Source organism: Sinosporangium album, assembly GCF_900100605.1.
GTDB classification, from domain to species: domain Bacteria; phylum Actinomycetota; class Actinomycetes; order Streptosporangiales; family Streptosporangiaceae; genus Sinosporangium; species Sinosporangium album.
This window is the reverse complement of the sequence record NZ_FNCN01000038.1, coordinates 25,939-46,986: the sequence shown is the minus strand read 5'-3', so window position 1 is coordinate 46,986 and position 21,048 is coordinate 25,939. Positions and strand designations below refer to the sequence as shown.

21 protein-coding genes are annotated in these 21,048 nt (G+C 71.7%); 12 read left to right on the top strand and 9 right to left on the bottom strand.

The features are described 5' to 3' along the window. Window positions 1–160: 160 nt before the first annotated feature. Genes BLQ73_RS26635 through BLQ73_RS26615 form a run of 5 tightly spaced genes read right to left on the bottom strand, consistent with a single transcriptional unit; the run spans window position 161 to window position 4,202 of the window. Window positions 161–1,621 carry an alpha/beta fold hydrolase gene (locus BLQ73_RS26635; RefSeq protein WP_176955699.1) on the bottom strand — a complete coding sequence of 487 codons (1,461 nt, stop codon included), beginning with the start codon at window positions 1,619–1,621 and terminating at the stop codon, window positions 161–163. Further along, complete coding sequence (pspAB, locus tag BLQ73_RS26630) at window positions 1,618–2,178, bottom strand: PspA-associated protein PspAB (protein WP_093174604.1); 561 nt, start codon at window positions 2,176–2,178, stop codon at window positions 1,618–1,620. Before pspAB ends, BLQ73_RS26635 begins: the two co-directional genes overlap by 4 nt. A 42-nt stretch (window positions 2,179–2,220) precedes the next feature. Next, the gene (gene htpX / locus BLQ73_RS26625) at window positions 2,221–3,120 is read right to left on the bottom strand and encodes a zinc metalloprotease HtpX (RefSeq protein WP_093174602.1); all 900 of its coding nucleotides are present in this window, start codon (window positions 3,118–3,120) and stop codon (window positions 2,221–2,223) included. A 9-nt stretch (window positions 3,121–3,129) separates the two neighbouring features. Further along, window positions 3,130–3,408 carry a PspA-associated protein PspAA gene (gene pspAA / locus BLQ73_RS26620; RefSeq protein WP_093174600.1) on the bottom strand — a complete coding sequence of 93 codons (279 nt, stop codon included), beginning with the start codon at window positions 3,406–3,408 and terminating at the stop codon, window positions 3,130–3,132. After that, on the bottom strand, window positions 3,405–4,202 hold the full coding sequence (locus tag BLQ73_RS26615; RefSeq protein WP_093174598.1) for a PspA/IM30 family protein: 798 nt from the start codon (window positions 4,200–4,202) through the stop codon (window positions 3,405–3,407). The genes pspAA and BLQ73_RS26615 overlap by 4 nt, the downstream gene beginning before the upstream one ends. Before the next feature lie 146 nt (window positions 4,203–4,348). On the opposite strand from BLQ73_RS26615, the gene BLQ73_RS26610 reads away from it, so the two are divergent. After that, entirely contained in the window at window positions 4,349–4,969 is a 621-nt protein-coding gene (locus BLQ73_RS26610; protein WP_093174596.1) for a DUF3043 domain-containing protein, read from the top strand. Window positions 4,970–5,397: 428 nt separating this feature from the next. Here the strand turns inward: BLQ73_RS26610 and BLQ73_RS26605 are convergent, their stop codons facing one another. Then, the gene (locus BLQ73_RS26605) at window positions 5,398–6,804 is read right to left on the bottom strand and encodes a hypothetical protein (RefSeq protein ID WP_143020456.1); all 1,407 of its coding nucleotides are present in this window, start codon (window positions 6,802–6,804) and stop codon (window positions 5,398–5,400) included. Window positions 6,805–6,889: 85 nt separating this feature from the next. On the opposite strand from BLQ73_RS26605, the gene BLQ73_RS26600 reads away from it, so the two are divergent. After that, window positions 6,890–7,891, top strand: coding sequence for an aldo/keto reductase family protein (locus BLQ73_RS26600; RefSeq protein WP_093174592.1), 1,002 nt, complete (start codon window positions 6,890–6,892; stop codon window positions 7,889–7,891). A 58-nt stretch (window positions 7,892–7,949) separates the two neighbouring features. Here BLQ73_RS26600 and BLQ73_RS26595 read toward each other — a convergent pair whose 3' ends face one another. Beyond that, window positions 7,950–8,156 carry a hypothetical protein gene (locus BLQ73_RS26595; protein WP_093174590.1) on the bottom strand — a complete coding sequence of 69 codons (207 nt, stop codon included), beginning with the start codon at window positions 8,154–8,156 and terminating at the stop codon, window positions 7,950–7,952. 294 nt (window positions 8,157–8,450) lie between these two features. On the opposite strand from BLQ73_RS26595, the gene BLQ73_RS26590 reads away from it, so the two are divergent. Beyond that, a complete protein-coding gene (locus tag BLQ73_RS26590) occupies window positions 8,451–9,557 on the top strand; it encodes a bifunctional adenosylcobinamide kinase/adenosylcobinamide-phosphate guanylyltransferase (protein WP_093174588.1) in 1,107 nt (368 codons plus the stop codon). Window positions 9,558–9,621: 64 nt separating this feature from the next. Beyond that, window positions 9,622–10,455, top strand: a complete 834-nt coding sequence (locus BLQ73_RS26585) for an adenosylcobinamide-GDP ribazoletransferase (protein WP_093174586.1) — start codon at window positions 9,622–9,624, stop codon at window positions 10,453–10,455. Between the two features lie 193 nt (window positions 10,456–10,648). On the opposite strand, the gene BLQ73_RS26580 is transcribed toward BLQ73_RS26585, so the two are convergent. Next, a complete protein-coding gene (locus BLQ73_RS26580) occupies window positions 10,649–11,638 on the bottom strand; it encodes a DUF1648 domain-containing protein (protein WP_143020455.1) in 990 nt (329 codons plus the stop codon). Between the two features lie 82 nt (window positions 11,639–11,720). Beyond that, on the bottom strand, window positions 11,721–12,068 hold the full coding sequence (locus BLQ73_RS26575; RefSeq protein ID WP_093174582.1) for a GntR family transcriptional regulator: 348 nt from the start codon (window positions 12,066–12,068) through the stop codon (window positions 11,721–11,723). A 79-nt stretch (window positions 12,069–12,147) separates the two neighbouring features. Here BLQ73_RS26575 and BLQ73_RS26570 point away from each other — a divergent pair, with 79 nt between their 5' ends. From BLQ73_RS26570 to lipA, 8 genes are all read left to right on the top strand, one after another. Next, the gene (locus tag BLQ73_RS26570) at window positions 12,148–13,686 is read left to right on the top strand and encodes a leucyl aminopeptidase (protein WP_093174580.1); all 1,539 of its coding nucleotides are present in this window, start codon (window positions 12,148–12,150) and stop codon (window positions 13,684–13,686) included. Between the two features lie 106 nt (window positions 13,687–13,792). Further along, window positions 13,793–15,172, top strand: a complete 1,380-nt coding sequence (gene lpdA / locus BLQ73_RS26565; RefSeq protein WP_093174578.1) for a dihydrolipoyl dehydrogenase — start codon at window positions 13,793–13,795, stop codon at window positions 15,170–15,172. A gap of 27 nt (window positions 15,173–15,199) precedes the next feature. Beyond that, on the top strand, window positions 15,200–16,657 hold the full coding sequence (gene sucB / locus BLQ73_RS26560) for a 2-oxoglutarate dehydrogenase, E2 component, dihydrolipoamide succinyltransferase (protein ID WP_093174576.1): 1,458 nt from the start codon (window positions 15,200–15,202) through the stop codon (window positions 16,655–16,657). A gap of 127 nt (window positions 16,658–16,784) precedes the next feature. Further along, a complete protein-coding gene (locus BLQ73_RS26555; protein WP_093174574.1) occupies window positions 16,785–17,507 on the top strand; it encodes a VOC family protein in 723 nt (240 codons plus the stop codon). 64 nt (window positions 17,508–17,571) lie between these two features. Beyond that, window positions 17,572–18,465, top strand: a complete 894-nt coding sequence (locus BLQ73_RS26550; protein WP_093174572.1) for a TIGR01777 family oxidoreductase — start codon at window positions 17,572–17,574, stop codon at window positions 18,463–18,465. 84 nt (window positions 18,466–18,549) lie between these two features. Further along, window positions 18,550–19,287 carry a Type 1 glutamine amidotransferase-like domain-containing protein gene (locus BLQ73_RS26545; RefSeq protein ID WP_093174570.1) on the top strand — a complete coding sequence of 246 codons (738 nt, stop codon included), beginning with the start codon at window positions 18,550–18,552 and terminating at the stop codon, window positions 19,285–19,287. Between the two features lie 32 nt (window positions 19,288–19,319). Continuing rightward, on the top strand, window positions 19,320–20,006 hold the full coding sequence (gene lipB / locus BLQ73_RS26540; protein WP_093174568.1) for a lipoyl(octanoyl) transferase LipB: 687 nt from the start codon (window positions 19,320–19,322) through the stop codon (window positions 20,004–20,006). Window positions 20,007–20,057: 51 nt separating this feature from the next. Next, complete coding sequence (lipA, locus tag BLQ73_RS26535) at window positions 20,058–20,987, top strand: lipoyl synthase (protein WP_093174566.1); 930 nt, start codon at window positions 20,058–20,060, stop codon at window positions 20,985–20,987. The last annotated feature ends 61 nt before the right edge of the window (window positions 20,988–21,048 follow it).

Below are 21,048 nucleotides of genomic sequence, written 5' to 3'. Positions count from 1 at the left end.
CGCGGTCCCCTGCGATCCCCCGCAGTCGATGCCCCAAGTGATCTGCCCGACAGTGATCTGCCCGACAGTGGCCTGCCCGACAGTGATCTGCCCGGGGAGCGATATACCCGCTATGAGGGTCGATATCCGCCTTTTCCCTGCTCAGGACCCTTTTGGTAGATCAATGCGGGTCCGAGCGGGGCCCCGACCGGCGTCCCCCGCGCTTCCACGCCGCGATGACCGCGCGTACCGCGGCGGCCACCGCGGCGGGCCGCTCCAGGTGCACCTGATGTCCGCAGCCGGGCAGGACGACCAGCTCCGCGCGGAGCGACGCGGCGAGATCGCGCTGGCACCGGTCGTCGGCGCCCGTGCCGATCACCACGGTCGGGATCGGCGGATACGGCCGCTCCCTCCGCAGCGCCGCCATGTCGTGGGCCATGTCCCGGTAGGCCAGCCATTCGCCGGCGGAGGCCGCCGCCACCCTGGCGCTGCCGTACACCTCGCGCTCGCGGCCGTCCCCGGGCCCGTCCGGCGCCAGCAGGCGGTGCGCGGGCGGGCCCAGCAGGCGGGCGAGCACAGCCATGCCGAACGTGCCGCCAAGGGCGGGCATGGCCCCGCGCAGCGCCCTGCCGAACGCGGTGCCGCGCCTGCCGCCCGGCTCGCAGCTCGGATCCACCAGCACCATCCCGACGACCGGCCCCGGCCACCAGCGGGCGCACGCCTCGGCGTGCCACGCCGCCGCCGAATGCGCCACCAGCACGGCGGGCGAACCGCCCGCCAGGGCGAGCAGCCGTACGGCCTCGCGCCGCAGCGTCGGCGGGACGACAGGCGCCGGGCTGCGCCCGAGGCCGGGACGGTCGAAGCCGACCACGGTGCCCTCACCCCGGAGCGCGGCGGCGACACCGTCCCAGTGGAACCAGGCGCCCGCGATGCCGGACGCGAGCACGATCACGGGTGTGCCCGTGCCCTCGCGCACCACGTGGACGCCGCCCCTGCGGCCGGCCGGCCCGGCACGCGGCAGGCCGTACGCCACCACCACCGTCCACAGGGCGAACAGCGCGACCTGGAGCCGCTGCGCGGCCCCCACCTGGCCCTGGAGGGAGACGGCCAGCAGGGTCCAGACCGTCGCCGCCAAGGCGGCGGGGGCCAGGACGGCTCCGCCGTACCTGATCGCGCGTGAGCGCGACCCGACGGGAAGGGTGAGGAGGCTGAACATGGCTCCGAAGGCGGCGACGGCGCTGCTGGCCGTGTGCAGGTCGTGCGAGAGCGACACGGTGCCCGCGTGCTCGCGGGCGAGACAGGCGGGGTCGCTCAGCGTGGCGCAGTCGAGCGCGAGCATCCCGTCGATCAGGGTCGCCGCGCCGAACACGGCCAGCCCGATCCATCCGGTCAGACTCCACCTGTTCGGCCGCGGGTCGGGCACGAGGGCGACGGCGGCGAGGACCGCCGCCCCGGCGAGCGCGTCGCCGAGCCTGCCGATCCACGACCACGGCTGGTCGGCCGCGTCGAGCTCGCTGATGTAGGCGGTGACCCGGTCGATGTGGGGGTTGAGGTACTGCTGCGGCAGCCACAGGCTGTAGAGCAGCGCGGCGGCGACCAGCAGCCACGCCGCCACGCGGGTGAGGGTGCGCGGGTCGGTCACATGATGCCCGGGGCACCCCAGACCGGGAACCACCTGCTCAGGTCCCGCTCGATCTGGAGCTCGCCACTCAGAGCACCGCGCACCTGGAGTTCGAGTGCGTTGTCCCTCCGTTCACCGGGGAGCGGGGCGAAGGGGTAGAAGGTGCCGCGTTTGTAGAGGTAGACCAGCGCCAGCCGTTCTCCGGCCGAACCGACGAAGGAGACGAGCGAGCACAGCAGGGCGGGGCCGAACCCGGCCTGCTCCAGGGACGTGTTCACCGCGTGCAGGTCGGTGACCAGGCCGCCGACGTCGTCCGGTTCGTAGGTCACGGTGAGCCAGGTGTATCCGTACTGGTCGGTGGACCGCTCGGCCCGCTCCCCGATCAGGGCCCGGGCGTCGCTCTCCAGCTCCGTGAACGCGCCGCCCTCGGCGGCGCGGAAACTCACCGACCCCTTGCCCGTCGGGTCGAAACCGCTCGCCGCCTTGAGCGTCACCGCGGCCGACGGCAGCCGGAAAAGCGCGTCAAGGTCGGGCGCGACGGGTTTGGTACGGCCCAGCAACGTGTCCCACCACCGCATCGTCGTCCCCGTTCTCCTTCCTGCCCTCGTCGGGGCCTGCTGTCAGGGCCTGCCCAGTTCCGCGGAGATGCGGGCGAGCTGGTCGAGTCTGCGGTCCAGCGGCGGGTGCGTGGAGAACAGGGCGGCCACGCTGGCGCCCGGGGAGAGCGCGGGCGCGAAGTAGAAGGCGTTGAACGGCTCGGCCTTGCGCAGGTCCTCGGTGGGGATGCGGGCCATGTCGCCGCTGACCTTGGTCAGTGCGCTGGCGAGGGCGGAGGGGCGCTGGGTGAGCAGTGCGCCGGCGCGGTCGGCGGCCAGCTCGCGGTAGCGGGACAGTGCCCGTGTGAGCAGGAAGCTCACCGCGTAGACCAGCACGGACACCAGCATGATGATCAGGCCGACGGGAAGGCCGCCGCGGTCGTCGCGGCTGCGGCCGAGGCCGGTGTAGAGGGCGAACCTCGTCATCAGCCCGGCGACGATCCCGAGGAACGAGGCGATGGTCATCACGGCGACGTCGCGGTGCGCCACGTGGGACATCTCGTGGGCGAGGACGCCTTCGAGCTCTTCGGCGGAGAGGCGGCGCAGCAGGCCGGTGGTCACGCAGACGACCGCGTGCTTCTGGTCGCGCCCGGTGGCGAAGGCGTTGGGAACGTCGCTCTCGGCGATCGCGACCCTGGGTTTCGGCATATCGGCCATGGCGCAGAGCCGGTCGATCAGCGCGTGCAGCTGGGGCGCCTCTTCGGGGGACACCTCCCGACCGCCCATCGCGTAGAGGGCGATGCGGTCGGAGAAGAAGTACTGCACCAGCAGAAAGCCCCCGGCGATCACCAGCACGGTGATCGCTCGGGCGCCCAGAGCGATAAGCACTGCTACGAATGCCACATAAAGCAGCCCCAGCAGGAACATGGTGAGGACCATGCGCCTGGTGAGGCCCCGGTCTGCGGCGAACCGGGTGCGAGCCATGAGCCCAAGCTAGCCCGGGATAAGCCCGGAATCTCCCAGCATTTGGCGCACTTCATCCATAGAAGCGTCAGGAGGCGGCAAAATCAGCTCGGACGGCTCCAGACTGTCATCTGGAAGCGCCGTGCCCACCTCGCGGACCTTGTCCAGAAGGTCGTGGAGTCTGACGCGGAACTCCGCCTCGTCGTCACGCTGGATCGCGGTCTCCAGATCGGTGTCCAAAACGTTGAGCACGTCGATATCGCCCTCGGCGATCTGGACCTGCCCCTCCCCCATGATTCGGACGATCACTGCCCCTCCCCCGGTTGCCGGTATTGCTGCGTGGACGGTTGGGGCTGCTGCTGCGGCTGCTGCCCACCCGACTCGATCGCGCTCTTCGGCGCCGGCGCCTGTCCGAGCTCGGCGCGCATGCGCTGCAGTTCGAGCTCGATGTCGTTGCCGGCGCCCACGCGGTCCAGCTCGGCCTGGATGTCGTCGCGCTTGCCGGTGAAGTCCTCCAGCGCGCCGCTGGCCAGCAGCTCGTCGATCGCGCCGGCGCGGGCCTGCATCTGTGCCGTCTTGTCCTCGGCCCGCTGGATCGCGAGGCCCACGTCGCCCATCTCTTCGGAGATGCCGGTGAACGCCTCGTTGATGCGGGTCTGCGCCTCAGCCGCGGTGTAGGTGGCCTTGATGGTCTCCTTCTTCGTGCGGAAGGCGTCGACCTTGGCCTGCAGGCGGTGGGAGGCGGTGGTGAGCTTCTCCTCCTCCGACTGGAGGTTGTCATGCTGGACGCGCAGGTCCGCGATCTGCGACTGCAGCCCGGAACGGCGCGTGAGGGCCTCCCTCGCCAAGTCCTCACGACCCACCGTCAGGGCCTTGCGGCCCTGCTCCTCAAGGCGCGCCCCCTGCTGCTCAAGCTGGTTGATCTGGAGCTCCACACGCTTGCGCGAAGTGGCGACATCGGCCACGCCCCGGCGGACCTTCTGCAGCAAGTCGAGCTGACGCTGGTAGGAATAATCCAGGGTTTCGCGTGGATCCTCCATTTTGTCCAAGGCCTTGTTGGCCTTGGACTTGAAGATCATTGAAAGTCTCTTCATCACGCTCATGCGCGTCGGCCGTCCCCTTCTTATGGTCGTGCTCGGGTCGCCCCCTGCCGGACCGCCCCTGTCGATCAGTGGAGCCGCCCCTGGGTTCACCCTACGCATAACGCACGAGGGCGTCACTAAGTTGCACGCCCGGTAGGCTGAACGTCGTGTTCCGACGTCGTACCCAGCAGGCTGTGGATGAGTCCCCCGCCACCGCAAACGATGCCAAATCCGGGGGCAAGGGACGCCCAACCCCTAAGCGGCGAGACGCCGAGGGACGGCGGCGCCAACCCGTCACGGCGCCCAAGACCCGTAAAGAAGCCTACCGCCAACTCCGCGAGCGGCAGGCGGCTCAGCGGGCGCGGGCCCAGGAAGGGCTGGCGAGAGGTGATGAGCGCTACTTCCAGCCGCGCGACCGAGGGCCCGTGCGCAAGTTCGCCCGCGACTGGGTCGACTCCCGGCGCATCGTCAGCCAGTACTTCCTGCCCTTCTCGGTCGTCATCCTGGTCCTGACCTGGGTGCCGTTCCCCAACGACATCAAGCAGTACATCTACTTCAGCGTCATCACCGTCGCCTGGCCTGTGATGATGGTCAGCGTGCTGGCCACCGCCATCTGGGTCGGCTGGCGGGTCAAGAAGGTCGCCACCGAGAAGTTCCCCGGCGAAAGCCTCAAGGGCATCGGCTTCTACGCGGCCATGCGCGCCCTGCAGATCCGCCGACTGCGCTTCCCCAAGCCGCAGGTGCTGCCCGGCGGCAGACCTGTCCCCGCCCCGGCACCCCGCCGCTGACCCGGCCCCGGCCGTTCCACCCGCCCCGGACGTTCCACCCGCCGGGGTCGAGCGCTGCCGCCGGGGTCGAGCGCGGGTCGGCACCCCGGCTCCCACGTCACGCGACCGGTCACTCGACCGCGTCGAACCGGCCGGGGCGGTGCCGCGTGTCCGCCTGCGCCCAACCCGGCCCGGCCCGCGACGGTCCTTCGCCGACCTGCCGGTGTCGATCCGGCCGTCTGGCCTTGGCGGCCTCACGCGCTCGCCCGCGCATGTCCGTCTGGTCCACTTCGACGTTCAGGCTGGTCCACTTCGACGTTCAGGCTTCGCTCCGGCGCCGCCGACGGCACCCATCGGAGCACCCCCTGACTCGGCGTCACGGGGCGTCGCCGCGATCCGTGCCGGTCCGCGCCTACCCGCGCCCGGCTACCGGGTCCCGGCCACCGGGTTCACCTCGGCGTCGGCGACGGCACCCACCGGAGCACACCGTCGACGGCCGCCGGGCGGTGGCCGTCGAAGGGCCGCCCGGTCTCCAGGGCGTCGGCGACCGAGCGCAGCAGACCGTAGTACGTGCGGCCCTTGAGACCCTCCACGGCCCCGAGCCTGGTGGGCGCGAGCCGTCCCGTCGCCGTGTCGACCACGACCGACGGAGCGACACGGACCCACTCGACGGCCCGATGGCCGAGAGGCGCATACGTCGAACAGGTCCGGCGCCACGTGTCGCGTACATCGCGCACGCCGTACAGGCCACCCGCCGTCCCGGCCCCGGCCCCCGGCGTCCCGGTAGCGCCCGCCGTCCCGTTCTCCGCCCGCCCAATGCCCGTCCCGCCGCGTGTCAGGCCGGCGCCCGGCGTCCCGCTCTTCGTCGGCCCGGTGGTGCTCGTCGGGCCGGTGGCCGGGGGCGACGTGGGAGTGCGGGCGGGAGTGCCCGTGCCGGACCCGGCGGTGCCGAGGCCGAAGGCCGCGGGGCCCGCGGAGCCGTTGTGGCGCAGGAGTGAAGCGCGCAGGTCGTCGGGGAGGCGCAGGCCCATCTGGGCCTCGGCGACGGCGAGCGTGCGGGCCTTCGCCGGGGGGCGCAGGCTCGCGTAGGAACGCGGGGCGTTGGTCCGCAGCCAGCCCTCGATGCGTGTCCACTGCCGGTTCACCGCCCGGCTGATCGCGGGCGACAGCGGCCTGGCGTCGGCGACGACGGGCCGTACGGCGCAGCGGGGATGCGCCGTCGGCGCGGGGGACGCCGGCGGGTCTTCACGGCCCTGCGGGTACGGCGTAGCCGTACCCGCAGGGCCCGCCTGGGGCACCGGCATCGACTGGGCCTCTGGGAAGACCGTCCCCGGCCCGGTCTCGCGCGGCCCGCTTTCGCGCTGAGCGTGCGGTTCGGCCTCACTCGCCGACAGGGCCTTCTCCTCGCCGGAGGAGAAGGCCACGAACGCCACGAACGCCCCGGCGAGCACGGTGAGAAGAGCCACGGCCGCCGCCACGGCGGCGAGCCACACCACCACCGTGCGCGCGGCGGCGGACAGCGGCGGACGGGTCGGCTTGGGGGCGTTCAGTGCCTCCTGGAGCCGGTCGCGCCGCGTCGCGGAGTGGGCGCGCTGCGCCGCGCCGGGCACCCCCGGCATGGGCACGGCCCCGCCCTGGTCGGCCTGCAGCCCCGCCGTCGTCGAGGCCGGTGCGACCGCCGCCCCGCTGCGCGCCCCGGCATGGGCCCCGGCATGGGCGGCGGCGGCCCGAGCTCGGCTCGCGGCACGCGCGCGGCCCTGAGCTCGCGCGATGCGCCGCCACCTGACCACCCGTACGACGATCGCGGCCAGGATGACCCCGAGAAGCGCCCGCCGTACCAACCGAGAACCGATCAACCGCCGCACCCGGGGCACACTATCCCGAATCCCAGCCGCTCACCGCCTAGATGATCGACTCTCTCCCGAGCGTAGGGTCGTATCCATGGAATTCCGCTATCTGGGCCGTAGTGGCCTGAAGGTCAGTGAAATCAGCTACGGAAATTGGATCACTCACGGCTCCCAGGTCGAGGAGGACGCCGCACTGGCGTGCGTCCGGGCGGCGCTCGACGAAGGCATCACGACCTTCGACACGGCCGATATCTACGCAGAGACCAAAGCGGAGCAGGTGCTCGGCAGAGCGCTGAAGGGCGAGCGCCGCGAGTCGCTGGAGATCTTCACCAAGGTCTACTGGCCGACCGGCCCCGGCCCCAACGACCGCGGGCTGTCGCGCAAGCACATCATGGAGTCCCTCCACGGCTCCCTGCGCCGCCTGCAGACCGACTACGTCGACCTCTACCAGGCCCACCGGTTCGATTCCGAGACGCCGCTCGTGGAGACCCTGCGCGCGTTCGACGACCTCGTACGGCAGGGCAAGGTCCTCTACGTCGGCGTCAGCGAGTGGACGGCCTCGCAGATCGCCGAGGCCCTCAAGATCGCCGATGAGATGGGCTTCGACCGGATCATCTCCAACCAGCCGCAGTACTCGATGCTGTGGCGGGTCATCGAGCAGGAGGTCGTCCCGCTCAGCGAGAAGGAAGGTCTGAGCCAGATCGTCTGGTCGCCCATCGCCCAGGGCGTGCTCACCGGGAAGTACCTGCCCGGGCAGGCGCCCCCGGTCGGCTCCCGGGCCACCGACGAGAAGAGCGGGGCGTCGGTCATCTCCGCCTGGATGGAGGACAAAGTGCTCACGCGCGTGCAGGAGCTCAAGCCGATCGCCGAGGAGGCGGGCCTGAGCATGGCCCAGCTCGCGATCGCCTGGGTGCTGCAGAACCCGAACGTGGCCTCCGCCATCGTCGGCGCGTCCCGCCCCGACCAGGTCCGGGACAACGTCAAGGCGGCGGGCGTCAAGCTCGACCGGGAGATCATGGAGAAGATCGACGACGTGCTCGGCCCGATCGTCCAGCGCGACCCCGCTCTCACCAAGTCGCCCGCCGAGCGTCCGTGAGGCGCCCGCGTCCGCCTCGCCGCGGCTGCGGCGGGGCGGACGCGGCCCGCGGGGACTCCTACTGCTCCCGGAGGGACATCCCCGAGTATTCGACCCGGTCGTCCTCCAGCAGGCTCACCTGCTCGACGCCGGCGCTCAGCAGCTCGGACCAGTTCTCCCCCAGCCACGACTCGGCGTCGGACTGGTTCTGGAAGACATCCCTCGGCAGCGGCCGATCGGTGACCTCGCCACCGTTCGCGTTCTCATAGCGCCAGCGCCAGGTCATCTCCACGCTCCTCTTTCCCCTACGTCGAGGTCCAATGCCTTACGGGACCGCATGCCAAGCCGCGAGCGCGTCTGCGGTGCACCGCAGCGCGAAACCCCGCAGCGGACGAACACTATCCGTCCGCACCCGCATCCCCGCAGGCACCGCCCCCGGCGAACCCCCGGCGAATGGCTCAGGGCACGCGTGTGTTCGCATGGCGTTTCGCCCGGCGGCGAAACGCCCGCCCCTGCCCTGCTCCGCAGGGGGTCCGATTCCTCCCCCGCCTCAAGGCGGGGGTCTCCTCGGAGGTTCCTGATGAAGGTCCTGATCAACGGCTCCGCCGGTCTCCGGGGATGGCCTGAGCCCGGCTGCGGCTGCGCCTCGTGCGCGCGCGTGTCCCCCGGCCGCCGGCGCCCCCTCGACATCGTGCTCGACGGCGCCCTGCGCCTCCCCTGGCCCGCCCGGGAGGAGGCCCCGCCGCCGGGCTTCACCGTCGCGGCGGTGCCCGACGGCCTCGCCGTGACCGGCCCGGACGGCTCCCGCCTCCTCCTCGCCGACCCCGCCCTGTACGGCACCGCCCCGCTCCCCAGCCCTGGCCCCAGCCCTGGCCCCGACCCTGGCCGCGGCTCCGGCCCCGGTGGCGGCCCCGGCCCCGGCTCCGACGAGGCCACGCCGTACGCCATGGTGCTGATCGACCTGCTGGACAGGCCGGAGCGGCTCGGCGGGCTGCGGCGGCGTGGGCTGGTCGGGGCGGCGACACACGTGGTGGCGGTCGGGGTCGACCACCGGGCGCCCTCGGAGGCGGAGCCGGCCAGGCGGACGGCGCTGTGGGGGGTGAGTGCCGTACCCGACGGTACGGCGATCGAGACGCTCCGGCCCCCGGCGCCCGGCCCCGCGGCGCCGCGGCGGACCCTTCTGCTGGGCGGGGCCCGTTCCGGCAAGTCCGCGGAGGCCGAGCTCAGGCTGGCCTGCGAGCCGGAGGTCACCTACGTCGCGACCGGCCCGACGGGCGGGGACGACCCGGAGTGGCGGCGCAGGGTGGCCGAGCATCGCGACCGTCGGCCGCGCCACTGGGCCACCTCGGAGACGACCGACCTGGTGGGCCTGCTGGCGGAGGCCGAGGGCGCACTGCTGATCGACGGCCTCGGCACCTGGCTCGCGGCGGTGTTCGACGAGTGCGGTGCCTGGGAGGGCAGCACCGCCGCCGTGACCGACCGCTGCGCCGAACTCGCCGCCGCCTGGCGGCGGACACCCGCACGCGTGATCGCCGTCTCCGACGAAGTCGGCTTCGGCGTCGTCCCCGCCACGTCGAGCGGCCGTCGCTTCCGCGACGCCCTCGGCCGCCTCAACCAGGCCATCGCCGCCGAATCCGACGACGTGGCCCTCGTCATCGCCGGCCGCCTCCTCCCCCTCCCCATCTGACCGGCCGCGCCGGCTGCGGTGCCTGCGGGGTGGGCGGGCCGTTTAGGCTGCGCGTGTGGATGGGGTGAGGCTCGCGTTCGGCGTGCTGAGTGTGGTGCCCGTACGGTTCCCGCAGGTGGACAGGGCTTCGGCCGGCCGGGCGATGGTGCTGGCGCCGCTGGTGGGGCTGGTGCTGGGGGGTGCGGCGGCGCTGGTGATGTGGGTTGCCGGTCTGTTCGTCGGGGGCCTGCTGCCGGCGGTGCTGGCGGTCGGCGTGCTGGCATTGCTCACGCGGGGCTTGCACCTTGACGGGTTGGCGGATCTCGCCGATGGGCTGGGGAGCGGCAAGCCCGCCGACGGCGCCCTCGACATCATGAAAAAGTCAGACATAGGGCCGTTTGGCGTGATGACGCTGATCGTCGTCCTGCTGGTGCAGGTGACGGCGGCGGCCGAGGCCGGGCCGTACGCGCTGGTGGTGGCGTGTGTCACCGGGAGGCTGGCCATCACGTGGGCGTGCGGCGGCAGGGTGCCGGCCGCGCGGCCGGGCGGGCTGGGGGCGATGGTGGCCGGCAGCGTCACGCGCACGGGGCAGGTGGCCGCCACCGCGGCGGTGGTGGCGGGAGCCGTACTGCTGTCGTGGGCGCAGGGACTGTGGGCGCAAGGGCTGTGGGGACAGGGGCTGTGGGGACAGGGGCTGTGGGGACAGGGGCTGTGGGGACAGGGGCTGTGGGGACAAGAGGCGTGGGGGCAGGGCGTGTCGCCCGTGGCCTACCCGGTGGCCGTGCTGGCCGGGCTGGCGGCGGCCTGGGGATTGCGGCGCCATGCCGTGCGGCGGCTCGGAGGGATCACGGGCGACGTGCTAGGCGCTCTGACCGAGACCGCCGCCGCCGTGAGCCTGGTGGTCGCCGCCGCCTTCTGACCCCGGCGGCGCCGGGGGCGTGACGGGTCACGCCCGCAGCGCGAGCACCGTGAGCGCGGCGAGGACGGCCCAGCCGACCAGGCCGGTGGCCCCGTCCAGACGGGCAGCAGGAGCAGCCACGAGAGGCCGAGCGCGACGCCCAGGAAGATGAACAGGTCGGCTCGTCCGCCGATGGCCCGCAACCGCGTGAGGCTCATGGCAGGGCCTCGGAACGCTCCATGACGAGTGCGTTGAGGAGGGCCGCGCCGCGTTCGGCGTCGTCGACGCTGATCGCGATCCGGCCGCCTGAGGTGTAGCGGGCGACGAGACACTGGCCGCCCCTGAGCATGATCGTGGACGCGCCGGGCAGCCCGCGCAGCCCCCACCCTCCGACGTCGGCCGGGCTGCGTGCCTCGGCCCAGGCGGAATCGACGCGATCGAGCGGGATGTGCCTCCTCGGCCATCCGAACGCACCGAACCCGATCGTCAGGCCGTCGTCGCCGATCCTCACGCGGACCGTGGAGGTGATCGATCCGATCACGGCGAGGGGTGCGAGGCTGAGCCCGACCCAGCCGAGGTGGGCCGGAAGCAGGCCCGCCGCCGCTCCCCCACCCAAGATCGCAGCCGGTGCGACGGCGGCCCAGGACATGGCCGCCAGCCACCGGTTGGAGGTGCGGCCGATCCACACGGTGCGCCGCCCGGGCCGCAGCCGGACCGTGGGCAGACCGGTGGATGAGGCGGCCTCCTGAGGCGGATCGGGCTCACCCCTGCCGAGAAAACCCGCCAAGGCCGCGGCGGCGAATCCGCCGCCCACCACCGCCACGGGCTGCCACCAGGACATGGCGGCGTCGCGGGCCTGTGCCACGTCGAGGTTGGAGTAGACGATCAATAACGTGATGCCGGCGGCGAGCACCCCCCATCCCCCGAGGGCGGCCCACCAGGTGGCGCGCCCCTGACGGGTGGTAGGCGGGCCGACCACCGCGATGCCCATGAGGAGGGCCCAGGGGATGACCCAGAGGAGCGCGGAGACGAGGAGCGTCGCGGTGAAGGACGCGGTGCCGTCGACGCCGCCGGGCCCCCAGTGGGTGGCGAGCGGCTCGGGAAGCCGACCGCGCTGGGACAGAGGGACGGTCAGGACGGCGGCCGTCACCACCACCCCCCACGCGCCTCCGATGGCGAGTGCCCGGTTTCTCGGCGTCATCATGCCTCCCTTGTGTGACATGGGCTTGCGTGACATGGGCTTATTCGAGATGGCCTGCGGTTGCATGGCGGAGATGTCACGGATGTCATGGCAGCTCCTTGAGGATCTCGATCACCTCGTCTTTGCCGTATCCGCGCCGCTCGGCTTCCTCCAGCAACTCGCGGGCCAGCGATTCCAGGACGGATTTGGTGTCGGGCAGGCGGTGGACGCTGACGCCGCGCCCGCGCCGGAACTCCAGCAGGCCCTCGTCGCGGAGGTCGCGCAGGGCTCTCAGCACCGTGTTGGCGTTGATGCCGAGGGCGTCGGCGAGGTCTCGCGCGGACGGCAGGCGGTCGCCCGGGGCGTAGGCGCCTTGGGCGATCGAACGTCTGATCGCGCCCGCCACCTGTTCGTGGAGCGGGCGTGGATCACTGAGGTCCAAGGAGAGCAACATGGTGCTAGTGAGAGTAGCACCATTATTCGGACCCCGTCATGGAGGTCTCATTGCCGATTGGTAGGATGAACCCTCGTTTATGACTACTCATGAAGCAGGGCTAGCATCGGGCTGTGTGACCACTGTGCGGCTGAACACCACTGACCCCGTCTCGACCGACACCGACGCTCTGGTCGTCGGTGTCCACTCCGGCTCGGACGGCATCCGCCCCGCACCGGGCGCCGAAACCATCGATCGCGCGCTCGACGGCAAGCTTTCCGACACCCTCGCATCCCTCGGCCACAAGGGCTCGGCGGGCGAGATCGCCAAGATCCCGACGTTCGGCGCCATCTCCGCGCCACTGCTCGTCGTCGTCGGCCTGGGAGACGCCCCCGCGGGCGACGCCTCCCCCGACTCGGACGACGCCCTCGAAGCACTGCGCCGTGCCGCCGGCGCGGCCACGCGCGCGCTCAGCGGCAAGGAGCGCGTGGCGCTGTCGCTTCCCGCCGCCACGGCGGCGCAGGCGGGCGCGGTGGTGCTGGGCGGCCTGCTGGGCGCCTACGACTTCGACCGCTACCGCACCAGCGGCGAGGGGCGGCGCCCCGTCGGCGAGGTCACCGTCGTCTCCTCCGCCGAGGGCGCCGAGGAGGCGCTGCGGCAGGCCGAGGTGGTCGCCGAGGCGGTGAAGTTCACCCGCGACCTGGTCAACACGCCTCCGTCGGACCTGTGGCCGGCCCGCTTCGCCGAGATCGCCGAGGAGACCGGCCCCAAGGCCGGCTTCTCGGTCGAGGTGCTCGACGAGGAAGCCCTGCGCGACGGCGGTTACGGCGGCATCATCGGGGTCGGCCAGGGGTCGGCCAACCCGCCGCGGCTGATCCGCCTGTCCTACTCTCCGGCCGGGGCGAGCAAGACCCTGGCCTTCGTCGGCAAGGGCATCACCTTCGACTCGGGCGGTCTGTCGCTCAAGCCGTCGGCCTCCATGGACTGGATGAAGGCGGACATGGCGGGCGCGGCCGCGGTGCTCGGCGCGGTGACCGCCGTGGCCCGGCTCGGGCTGAACGTCAACGTGACCGGCTACCTCTGCCTGGCGGAGAACATGCCGAGCGGCAACGCCCAGCGCCCCTCCGATGTGCTCCACACCTTCAGCGGCAAGACCGTCGAGGTGCTCGACACCGACGCCGAGGGCCGCCTGGTGCTGGTCGACGGCATCGCGCGGGCAGCGCAGGACGAGCCGGACCTGATCGTGGACGTCGCCACGCTGACCGGGGCGCAGATCGTCGCGCTCGGCTGGCGCGTGTCCGGCGTCATGAGCAACGACGACGCCGTGCGCGATGAGGTCGTCGCCGCCGCCGTGCGCGAAGGGGAGGGCGCCTGGGGCATGCCGCTTCCGGAGGAGCTGCGCAAGGGGCTCGACTCGGCGGTGGCCGACATCGCGAACATCAACCCGGAGCGGTCGGGCTCCATGCTGGCCGCCGCGCTGTTCATCCGGGAATTCGTGCCGGACGGAATTCGTTGGGCGCACATCGACATGGCCGGACCCGCCTTCAACAAGGGCGAGCCGTACGGTTACACGCCGAAGGGCGGCACCGGGGCGATCACCCGCACGCTCGTGGGGTTGGCCGGACGCTACGCGGAGTGACCCTCGCGAGCGGGTCACCTACGGCGTGGACAAGTGAAAAGATGCTATAGCCGGAGGCAGGCCAGGAGCCTGGCCCCGGTGGATCAATCTGACAAGGAGCAATCCTGTGGCTGAAGGCAGCGGCCCCTACGACATCGTGGTCCTTGGGGGCGGTAGCGGCGGGTATGCGTGCGCGTTGCGCGCGGCCGAGCTGGGCAAGTCGGTTCTGCTGATCGAGAAGGACAAGATCGGCGGCACCTGCCTGCACAGAGGCTGCATCCCCACCAAGACGTTCCTCCACGCCGCCGAGGTGGCAGACGAGGCCCGTGAGGCCGAGAGCGTCGGCGTGAAGGCACGTTTCGAGGGCATCGACATGCAGGGTGTCCGCGCCTTCCGCGACAAGATCGTGAACAGGGCTTGGAAGGGCGTCCAGGGTCTGCTCAAGGGCCGCGGCGTCACCGTCGTCGAGGGCGAGGGCCGCCTGGTCGGCCCGAAGAGCGTGGCCGTGGGCGGCACCGTCTACGAGGGCCGCGACATCGTCCTGGCCACGGGTTCGGAGCCGAAGTCCCTGCCCGGCCTCGACATCGACGGCGAGCGCGTCATCACGAGCGAGCACGCGCTCGTGCTCGACCGCGTCCCCTCGTCGGTCATCGTGCTGGGCGGCGGCGTCATCGGCGTCGAGTTCGCCAGTGTGTGGAAGTCGTTCGGCTCCGAGGTCACGATCGTCGAGGCGCTGCCGCACCTGCTCCCGCTGGAGGAGGAGGCGAGCTCCAAGATGCTGGAGCGCGCGTTCCGCCGCCGCGGCATCAAGTACGAGCTGGGTGTGCGCTTCGAGAGCGTCAAGACCAACGACACCGGCGTCATCGTCACCCTTGAGGGCGGCAAGACGCTGGAGGCGGAGCTCCTGCTCGTCGCCGTCGGCCGCGGCGCCGTGACCGCGGGCCTCGGCTACGAGGAGGTCGGCATCGCGCTTGAGCGCGGCGCCGTCGCGGTCGACGCCCACTGCCGCACCAACGTGCCGGGCGTCTACGCGATCGGCGACGTCAACCCGACGCTGCAGCTCGCGCACGTGGGCTTCGCCGAGGGCATCATGGTCGCCGAGCTCATCGCCGGTCTGAACCCCGCGCCCATCGACTACGACGGCGTGCCGCGCATCACCTACTCCGACCCCGAGGTGGCCTCGGTCGGCATCACCTCCGCGGTCGCACGCGAGCGCGGCTACGAGATCGTCGAGATGACCTACGATCTCGCGGGCAACCCCAAGAGCCAGATCCTGCAGACGCAGGGAGCCGTCAAGGTCATCGCTCAGAAGGACGGCCCCGTTCTCGGGGTGCACATGGTCGGCCGCCGCATCGGCGAGCTCGTGACCGAGGGCCAGCTCATCTACAACTGGGAGGCTCTGCCCTCCGAGGTGGCCCAGCTCATCCACGCGCACCCGACCCAGTCCGAGGCCGTCGGCGAGGCCATGCTGGCCCTGGCCGGCAAGCCGCTCCACCTGCACAGCTAGCCAAGCCCTCACAGGAGAAGATCCATCATGCCGGTCTCCGTAACGATGCCCCAGCTCGGCGAAAGCGTCACCGAGGGCACGGTCACCCGTTGGCTCAAGAAGGAGGGCGAGCGCGTCGAAGCCGACGAGCCGCTCCTCGAAGTATCGACGGACAAGGTCGACACCGAGATCCCGTCGCCCTCCTCGGGTGTGATCACCAAGATCGTGGTCGCCGAGGACGAGACCGTCGAGGTCGGGGCCGAGCTCGCGATCATCGACCAGAACGGCTCCGCCGGGGTGGCCGCCCCGGCGCCGGAGGCGGTCCCCGCGCCCGCCCCCGAGCCGGTCTCCTCGATCCCGCAGCCCGCCCCCGCGGCCCCGCCGGCTCCCCCGGCCCCCGCCCCGGCGCCCCAGCCGGCACCGCAGGCCGCCCCGCCGGCCCCGCCCGCCCCGGCCCCGGCCCCCGCGCCCGCTCCGCAGCCGGCCGCCCAGGCTCCGGCCGCCCCCGCGGCGCCCGCTCCGGCGGTCTCGGGTGAGAGCCCCTACGTCACCCCGCTGGTGCGCAAGCTCGCGGGCGAGCACGGTGTCGACCTCGACACCATTACCGGCACCGGTGTCGGCGGACGCATCCGCAAGCAGGACGTGGTCGAGGCCGCCCGGGTCCAGCGCGAGCGCGCCGCCCAGGCCGCGCCCGCCGCCCCGGCCGCGGCTCCGGCCCAGGTCGCGCCCGCCGCGCCCGCCGCGCCCGCCGCGCCCGCCCCCGTCGTGGTCGACACGACGCTGCGCGGACGCACCGAGAAGATGCCGCGGATCCGGCAGACCATCGCCAAGCGCATGGTCGAGTCGCTCCAGGTGTCGGCTCAGCTCACCTCGGTCGTCGAGGTCGACGTCACCAAGATCTCCCGGCTCCGCGACCAGGCCAAGGCCGAGTTCCAGCGCCGCGAGGGCGTCAAGCTCTCGTTCATGCCGTTCTTCGCCCTGGCGGCCATCGAGGCGCTCAAGCAGCACCCCAAGCTGAACGCCCAGATCAACAGCGAGACCAACGAGGTCACCTACCACGACGCCGAGCACCTGGCGATCGCGGTCGACACCGAGCGCGGTCTGCTCGTCCCGGTGATCAAGGACGCCGGCGACCTCAACATCGCCGGTCTGGCCCGCAAGATCGCCGATCTGGCCGAGCGCACCCGCGGCAACCGGATCAGCCCGGACGAGCTGGGCGGCGGCACCTTCACGCTGACGAACACCGGCAGCCGCGGCGCCCTGTTCGACACGCCGATCCTGAACCAGCCGCAGGTCGGCATGCTCGGCACCGGCGCGGTCGTGAAGCGCCCGGTCGTCATCGACACGCCCGAGGGCGAGGTCATCGCCGTCCGGTCGATGGTCTACCTGGCCCTCACCTACGACCACCGCCTGGTCGACGGCGCCGACGCCGCCCGCTTCCTCACGACGATCAAGCGTCGTCTGGAGGAGGGCCGCTTCGAGAACCAGCTCGGCCTCAGCGGCTAGGCTGAGCGGCACATGTGACGCAAGGACCGGCTCCCCCTCCGGGAGGGCCGGTCCTTCGCTTTCACCCACCCTTGCGTGGGTATGTCACGGATAAGCCAAAATCACCGGTTGACCAGGGGGAACGGCGATGGCGGGAAGCGATCGGCTGCGGCACGGGGACGTCGGATACGCGGCTCTGTGGACACCTGACGTGGAGCGCGCGGAGAAGTTCTACAGTGCGGCGCTCGAATGGGAAATCGCTCCAGGCAGTGTGCCGGAGGGCCGCGAGGTGCGGGGGATCTCCCCCAAACACGGCCTCTGGGGAGGCCGGGAGCGCCTGACCCTGTTCCTCTGCTTCCACGTCGACGACGTGAGCGCCGTCGTGGAGAAGGTCCGGGCGGCCGGAGGCAAGGCGGACGAGCCGTCCGAGGAGCCCTACGGCACCATGTCCAGGTGCCAGGACGACCAGGGGCTGCCGTTCGCCGTCTACCACGACACCACGGGCGCGCGGGCGACCGCCGTACCCCGCCCCGGCGACCTGGGCTACATCACCGTCGAGACTCCTGACTCCGCCCGGGCACGCGCCTTCTTCGGGGCGGCGCTCGACTGGGAGTTCCGGCCGGGCCGCTCGCAGGACGGCTGGAATGTGGCCTCCCGCGGGGCCGACATACGCCCGATGACGGGTCTGCGCGGTGGGCGGAGGGCGGCGATCGCCGTACCGCTGTATGTGGTGTCCGACGTCGAGGCCGCCGTCGCCAGGGTCCGCGCGGCCGGGGGCACGAGCACCGACCCCGAGCGGCACACCTACGGCGACAGCGCCGACTGCGCCGATGATCAGGGCTTGCGCTTCTTCCTCGCCCGCCTAGGCTGAACGCGCGATCTTTCGCGCGCCCGCTCGCATCGCCCTGCGCGGGGGTCCTCGTTAAGGAGCACCGATGACAGTGATCGTGACTGGATCGTCCGGACTGTTGGGATCGGCGCTGATTCGCTCCCTGAGGGGTGATGGCCAGACGGTCATCACTTTGGTACGGCGACCGCCCCGAGGGGCCGGTGAGTCCTTCTGGAACCCGGAGAAGGGCCTACTGGACACCGATGTCCTCCAGGAGGCCGACGCGGTGGTCCATCTGGCGGGGGCGGGCATCGGGGGCAAACGGTGGACCCCGGATCGCAAGCGGCTGATCCTGCGCAGCCGGGTCGACGGCACGCGCACGATCGCGCGGGCGCTGGCGCACATGCGGCATAAGCCGCGGGTGTTCCTGTCGGCCTCGGCCGTCGGCTACTACGGCGACACCCGCGACCGGGTCGTGGACGAGTCGTCGCCGCCCGGCACGGGGTTCCTGGCCGACGTGGTGCGGGCGTGGGAGTCGGAGACCGAGCCCGCCGAGGACGCGGGCATCCGCACGGTACGGCTGCGCACCGGCATGGTGCTCAGCGGGAAGGGCGGGGCGCTCGGGCCGATCCTGCCGATCTTCAGGCTGGGCCTCGGCGCTCCGCTGGGTTCGGGGCGGCAGTTCTGGCCGTGGATCGCGATCGACGACTGGGTCGGTGCCGTACGGCACATGCTCGACGACCCCGAGGCCCGAGGCCCGGTCAACCTGACCGCGCCGAACCCGGTCACCAACGCGGAGTTCACCAGGACCTTGGGCAAGGTGCTGGGCAAGCCGACGCTGCCGCTGGCCGTACCGGGGTTCGCGCTGCGCCTCGGGCTCGGCGAGTTCGCTTCCGAGGGAGTTCTCATAGGCCCCAGAGCAGTGCCTAAGCGACTATTGGCGATGAACTACACCTTCCGGTATACGGACCTCCGGAGGGCCCTGGCCGCCGTACTCTAGGGTGCCGTTCGTCCGAAGCGCACCCACATTCCGGGTTTCTAACCCCGTCCCGTGGACGGGGTTCCACGCTCAGGGAGATACACAATGAGCAGGGCTGGTCAGTCCCATATCGTCGCCATCGGTGGTGGATCGTTCCGTCCGTCCGTAAGGGAGGGCTTCATCGAGCCGAGCGCCCTCATGCGCTACACGCTCGACCTGACGGGCCAGGACCGGCCCAAGCTCGGTCTGCTCGCCACGGCGCTGGGCGACGACTCCGACTGGCTGCTGAAGATGTATACCGCGTTCCACGACTGGGACGTCGAGGTCAGCCACCTCACGCTGTTCCCCATGCCCAATGTGGACGACCCCCGCGAGTGGGTGCTGTCGCAGGACGCGATCTATGTGAGCGGTGGGAGCGTTGCCAACCTCGCCGCGCTGTGGCGTCTCCACGGGCTCGACGAGATCTTCGAAGAGGCGTGGCGGGCCGGGATCGTGCTGTCGGGGCAGAGCGCCGGGGCGCTCTGCTGGCATGTCGGCGGCAACACCGACTCCTTCGGCCCCGAGCTGCGGCCATGGGCCGAGGGCCTCGGGCTGCTGCCGTTCTCGTGCGGGGTCCACTACGACTCCGACCCGCAGCGGCGCGAGCTGCTGCACCGGTCGGTGGGCGACGGCGAGCTGCCGGAAGGTTACGCGGCCGACGAGGGTGTGGCCCTGCACTACGTCGGCACGGAGTTCATCCAGGCCGTCTCGACCAGCCCCACCGGTGCGGCCTACCGCATCGAGCGCGACGGCGCGGGCGGGGTCAAGGAGTTCCGGATCGAGCCGAGACGCCTGACCGCCTGACCCCCGACCGAATGGTCAACTAATCTTAAAGTGTGAACAAGCTGGCGGTCGTCCGACTGGGTGTTGATGTTCCCTACGAGCAGGTGTGGGCGCTGCAGCGCCGGATCCATGCCTGGCGTGCCGACGACCGGGGGCCCGACGTCGCCCTCCTGCTCGAACACGCCCCCGTCTACACGGCGGGCAAGCGCACCACGCCGGGTGAGCGCCCCACCGACGGCACCCCCGTGGTCGAGGTCGACAGAGGCGGGCGCATCACCTGGCACGGACCCGGTCAGCTCGTCGGATACCCGATCGTCAAACTGGACGGCTCCATCGGCGTGGTGGCCTACGTGCGGTCGCTGGAGGAGGCGTTGATCAACGTCTGCGCCGACTTCGGCGTCGCCGTCAGGCGCGTCGAAGGGCGCAGCGGGGTGTGGGTGCCGGGCGACCCCGCGGTCGGCCTGCCCGACCGCATGCTCGGCGCCGTCGGCATCCGCGTCTCCCGCGGCACCACCATGCACGGGTTCTCACTCAACTGCTCCAACGACCCGAGCTGGTACAACCGCATCGTGCCCTGCGGGATCGACGGCGCGGGCGTCTCGTCGCTGTCGGCCGAGACCGGGCGCCGGATCGTGGTCGACGAGGTGTTGCCGTTCGCCGAGAAGCGGCTCGCCGAAGCCCTCGCGGCGGAGCCGTACGATCTGCACGAGGACGACCTCGCGACCGCCATGCGGGCCTGAACCTTCCCCCCTGGTCGGCTGTGTTGCGGAGCGGGACATAAGCTGTCGTCTGTGACCGTTGCTCCAGAAGGCCGTAAGCTCCTCCGCCTGGAGGTGCGCAACAGCCAGACCCCCATTGAGCGCAAGCCGCCATGGATCAAGACGAAGCTGAAAACCGGTCCCGAATACACCGAGCTGAAGTCGCTCGTGAGGCGGGAGGGTCTCCACACCGTCTGCGAAGAGGCCGGCTGTCCCAACATCTACGAGTGCTGGGAGGACAGGGAGGCCACCTTCCTCATCGGTGGCGACCACTGCACCCGGCGCTGCGACTTCTGCCAGATCGACACCGGCAAACCCGCCGAGTACGACCGGGACGAGCCGCGCCGGGTCGCCGAGTCGGTGCAGCAGATGGGCCTGCGCTACGCCACCGTGACGGGCGTGGCCCGTGACGACCTGCCGGACGGCGGGGCCTGGCTGTACGCCGAGACCGCGCGGCAGATCCACGCCACCGTCGAAGGCTGCGGCGTCGAACTGCTCGTGCCGGACTTCAACGGCGACCGCGCCCAGCTGGAGGAGGTCTTCTCCAGCAAGCCGGAGGTCTTCGCCCACAACGTCGAGACGGTGCCACGCATCTTCCGGCGCATCCGGCCCGCCTTCCGCTACGAGCGCTCGCTGGAGGTCATCACGATGGCCCGCGAGGCCGGCCTGGTGACCAAGTCGAACCTGATCCTCGGCATGGGCGAGGAGCGCGACGAGATCATCCAGGCCATGCGCGACCTGCACGAAGCCGGGTGCGACCTGCTGACCATCACGCAATACCTGCGTCCCACGCCGCGCCACCACCCGGTGGACCGCTGGGTGAAGCCGCACGAGTTCGTGGAACTGCAGGCCGAGGCCGAGGCCATCGGCTTCGCCGGGGTCCTGTCGGGGCCGCTGGTCCGCTCGTCGTACCGGGCCGGGCGCCTCTACAAGCAGGCGATCGAGGCACGTCAGAGCGCCTGACCGCCCGCCGCGGACAGGTGATCGCGCTCGCCCGCCCCGAGACCGGGCCGAGCCGTCCGCC

What these genes read in the sequence shown, in the direction of transcription:
- pspAB (WP_093174604.1), bottom strand. Translation starts at nt 2,178, where the DNA reads ATGCGGTGGTGGGACACGTTGCTGGGCCGTACCAAACCCGTCGCGCCC.
- htpX (WP_093174602.1), bottom strand. Translation starts at nt 3,120, where the DNA reads ATGGCTCGCACCCGGTTCGCCGCAGACCGGGGCCTCACCAGGCGCATG.
- BLQ73_RS26615 (WP_093174598.1), bottom strand. Translation starts at nt 4,202, where the DNA reads ATGAGCGTGATGAAGAGACTTTCAATGATCTTCAAGTCCAAGGCCAAC.
- BLQ73_RS26600 (WP_093174592.1), top strand. Translation starts at nt 6,890, where the DNA reads ATGGAATTCCGCTATCTGGGCCGTAGTGGCCTGAAGGTCAGTGAAATC.
- BLQ73_RS26595 (WP_093174590.1), bottom strand. Translation starts at nt 8,156, where the DNA reads ATGACCTGGCGCTGGCGCTATGAGAACGCGAACGGTGGCGAGGTCACC.
- BLQ73_RS26590 (WP_093174588.1), top strand. Translation starts at nt 8,451, where the DNA reads ATGAAGGTCCTGATCAACGGCTCCGCCGGTCTCCGGGGATGGCCTGAG.
- BLQ73_RS26580 (WP_143020455.1), bottom strand. Translation starts at nt 11,638, where the DNA reads ATGATGACGCCGAGAAACCGGGCACTCGCCATCGGAGGCGCGTGGGGG.
- BLQ73_RS26575 (WP_093174582.1), bottom strand. Translation starts at nt 12,068, where the DNA reads ATGTTGCTCTCCTTGGACCTCAGTGATCCACGCCCGCTCCACGAACAG.
- BLQ73_RS26570 (WP_093174580.1), top strand. Translation starts at nt 12,148, where the DNA reads ATGACTACTCATGAAGCAGGGCTAGCATCGGGCTGTGTGACCACTGTG.
- sucB (WP_093174576.1), top strand. Translation starts at nt 15,200, where the DNA reads ATGCCGGTCTCCGTAACGATGCCCCAGCTCGGCGAAAGCGTCACCGAG.
- BLQ73_RS26555 (WP_093174574.1), top strand. Translation starts at nt 16,785, where the DNA reads ATGGCGGGAAGCGATCGGCTGCGGCACGGGGACGTCGGATACGCGGCT.
- BLQ73_RS26550 (WP_093174572.1), top strand. Translation starts at nt 17,572, where the DNA reads ATGACAGTGATCGTGACTGGATCGTCCGGACTGTTGGGATCGGCGCTG.
- BLQ73_RS26545 (WP_093174570.1), top strand. Translation starts at nt 18,550, where the DNA reads ATGAGCAGGGCTGGTCAGTCCCATATCGTCGCCATCGGTGGTGGATCG.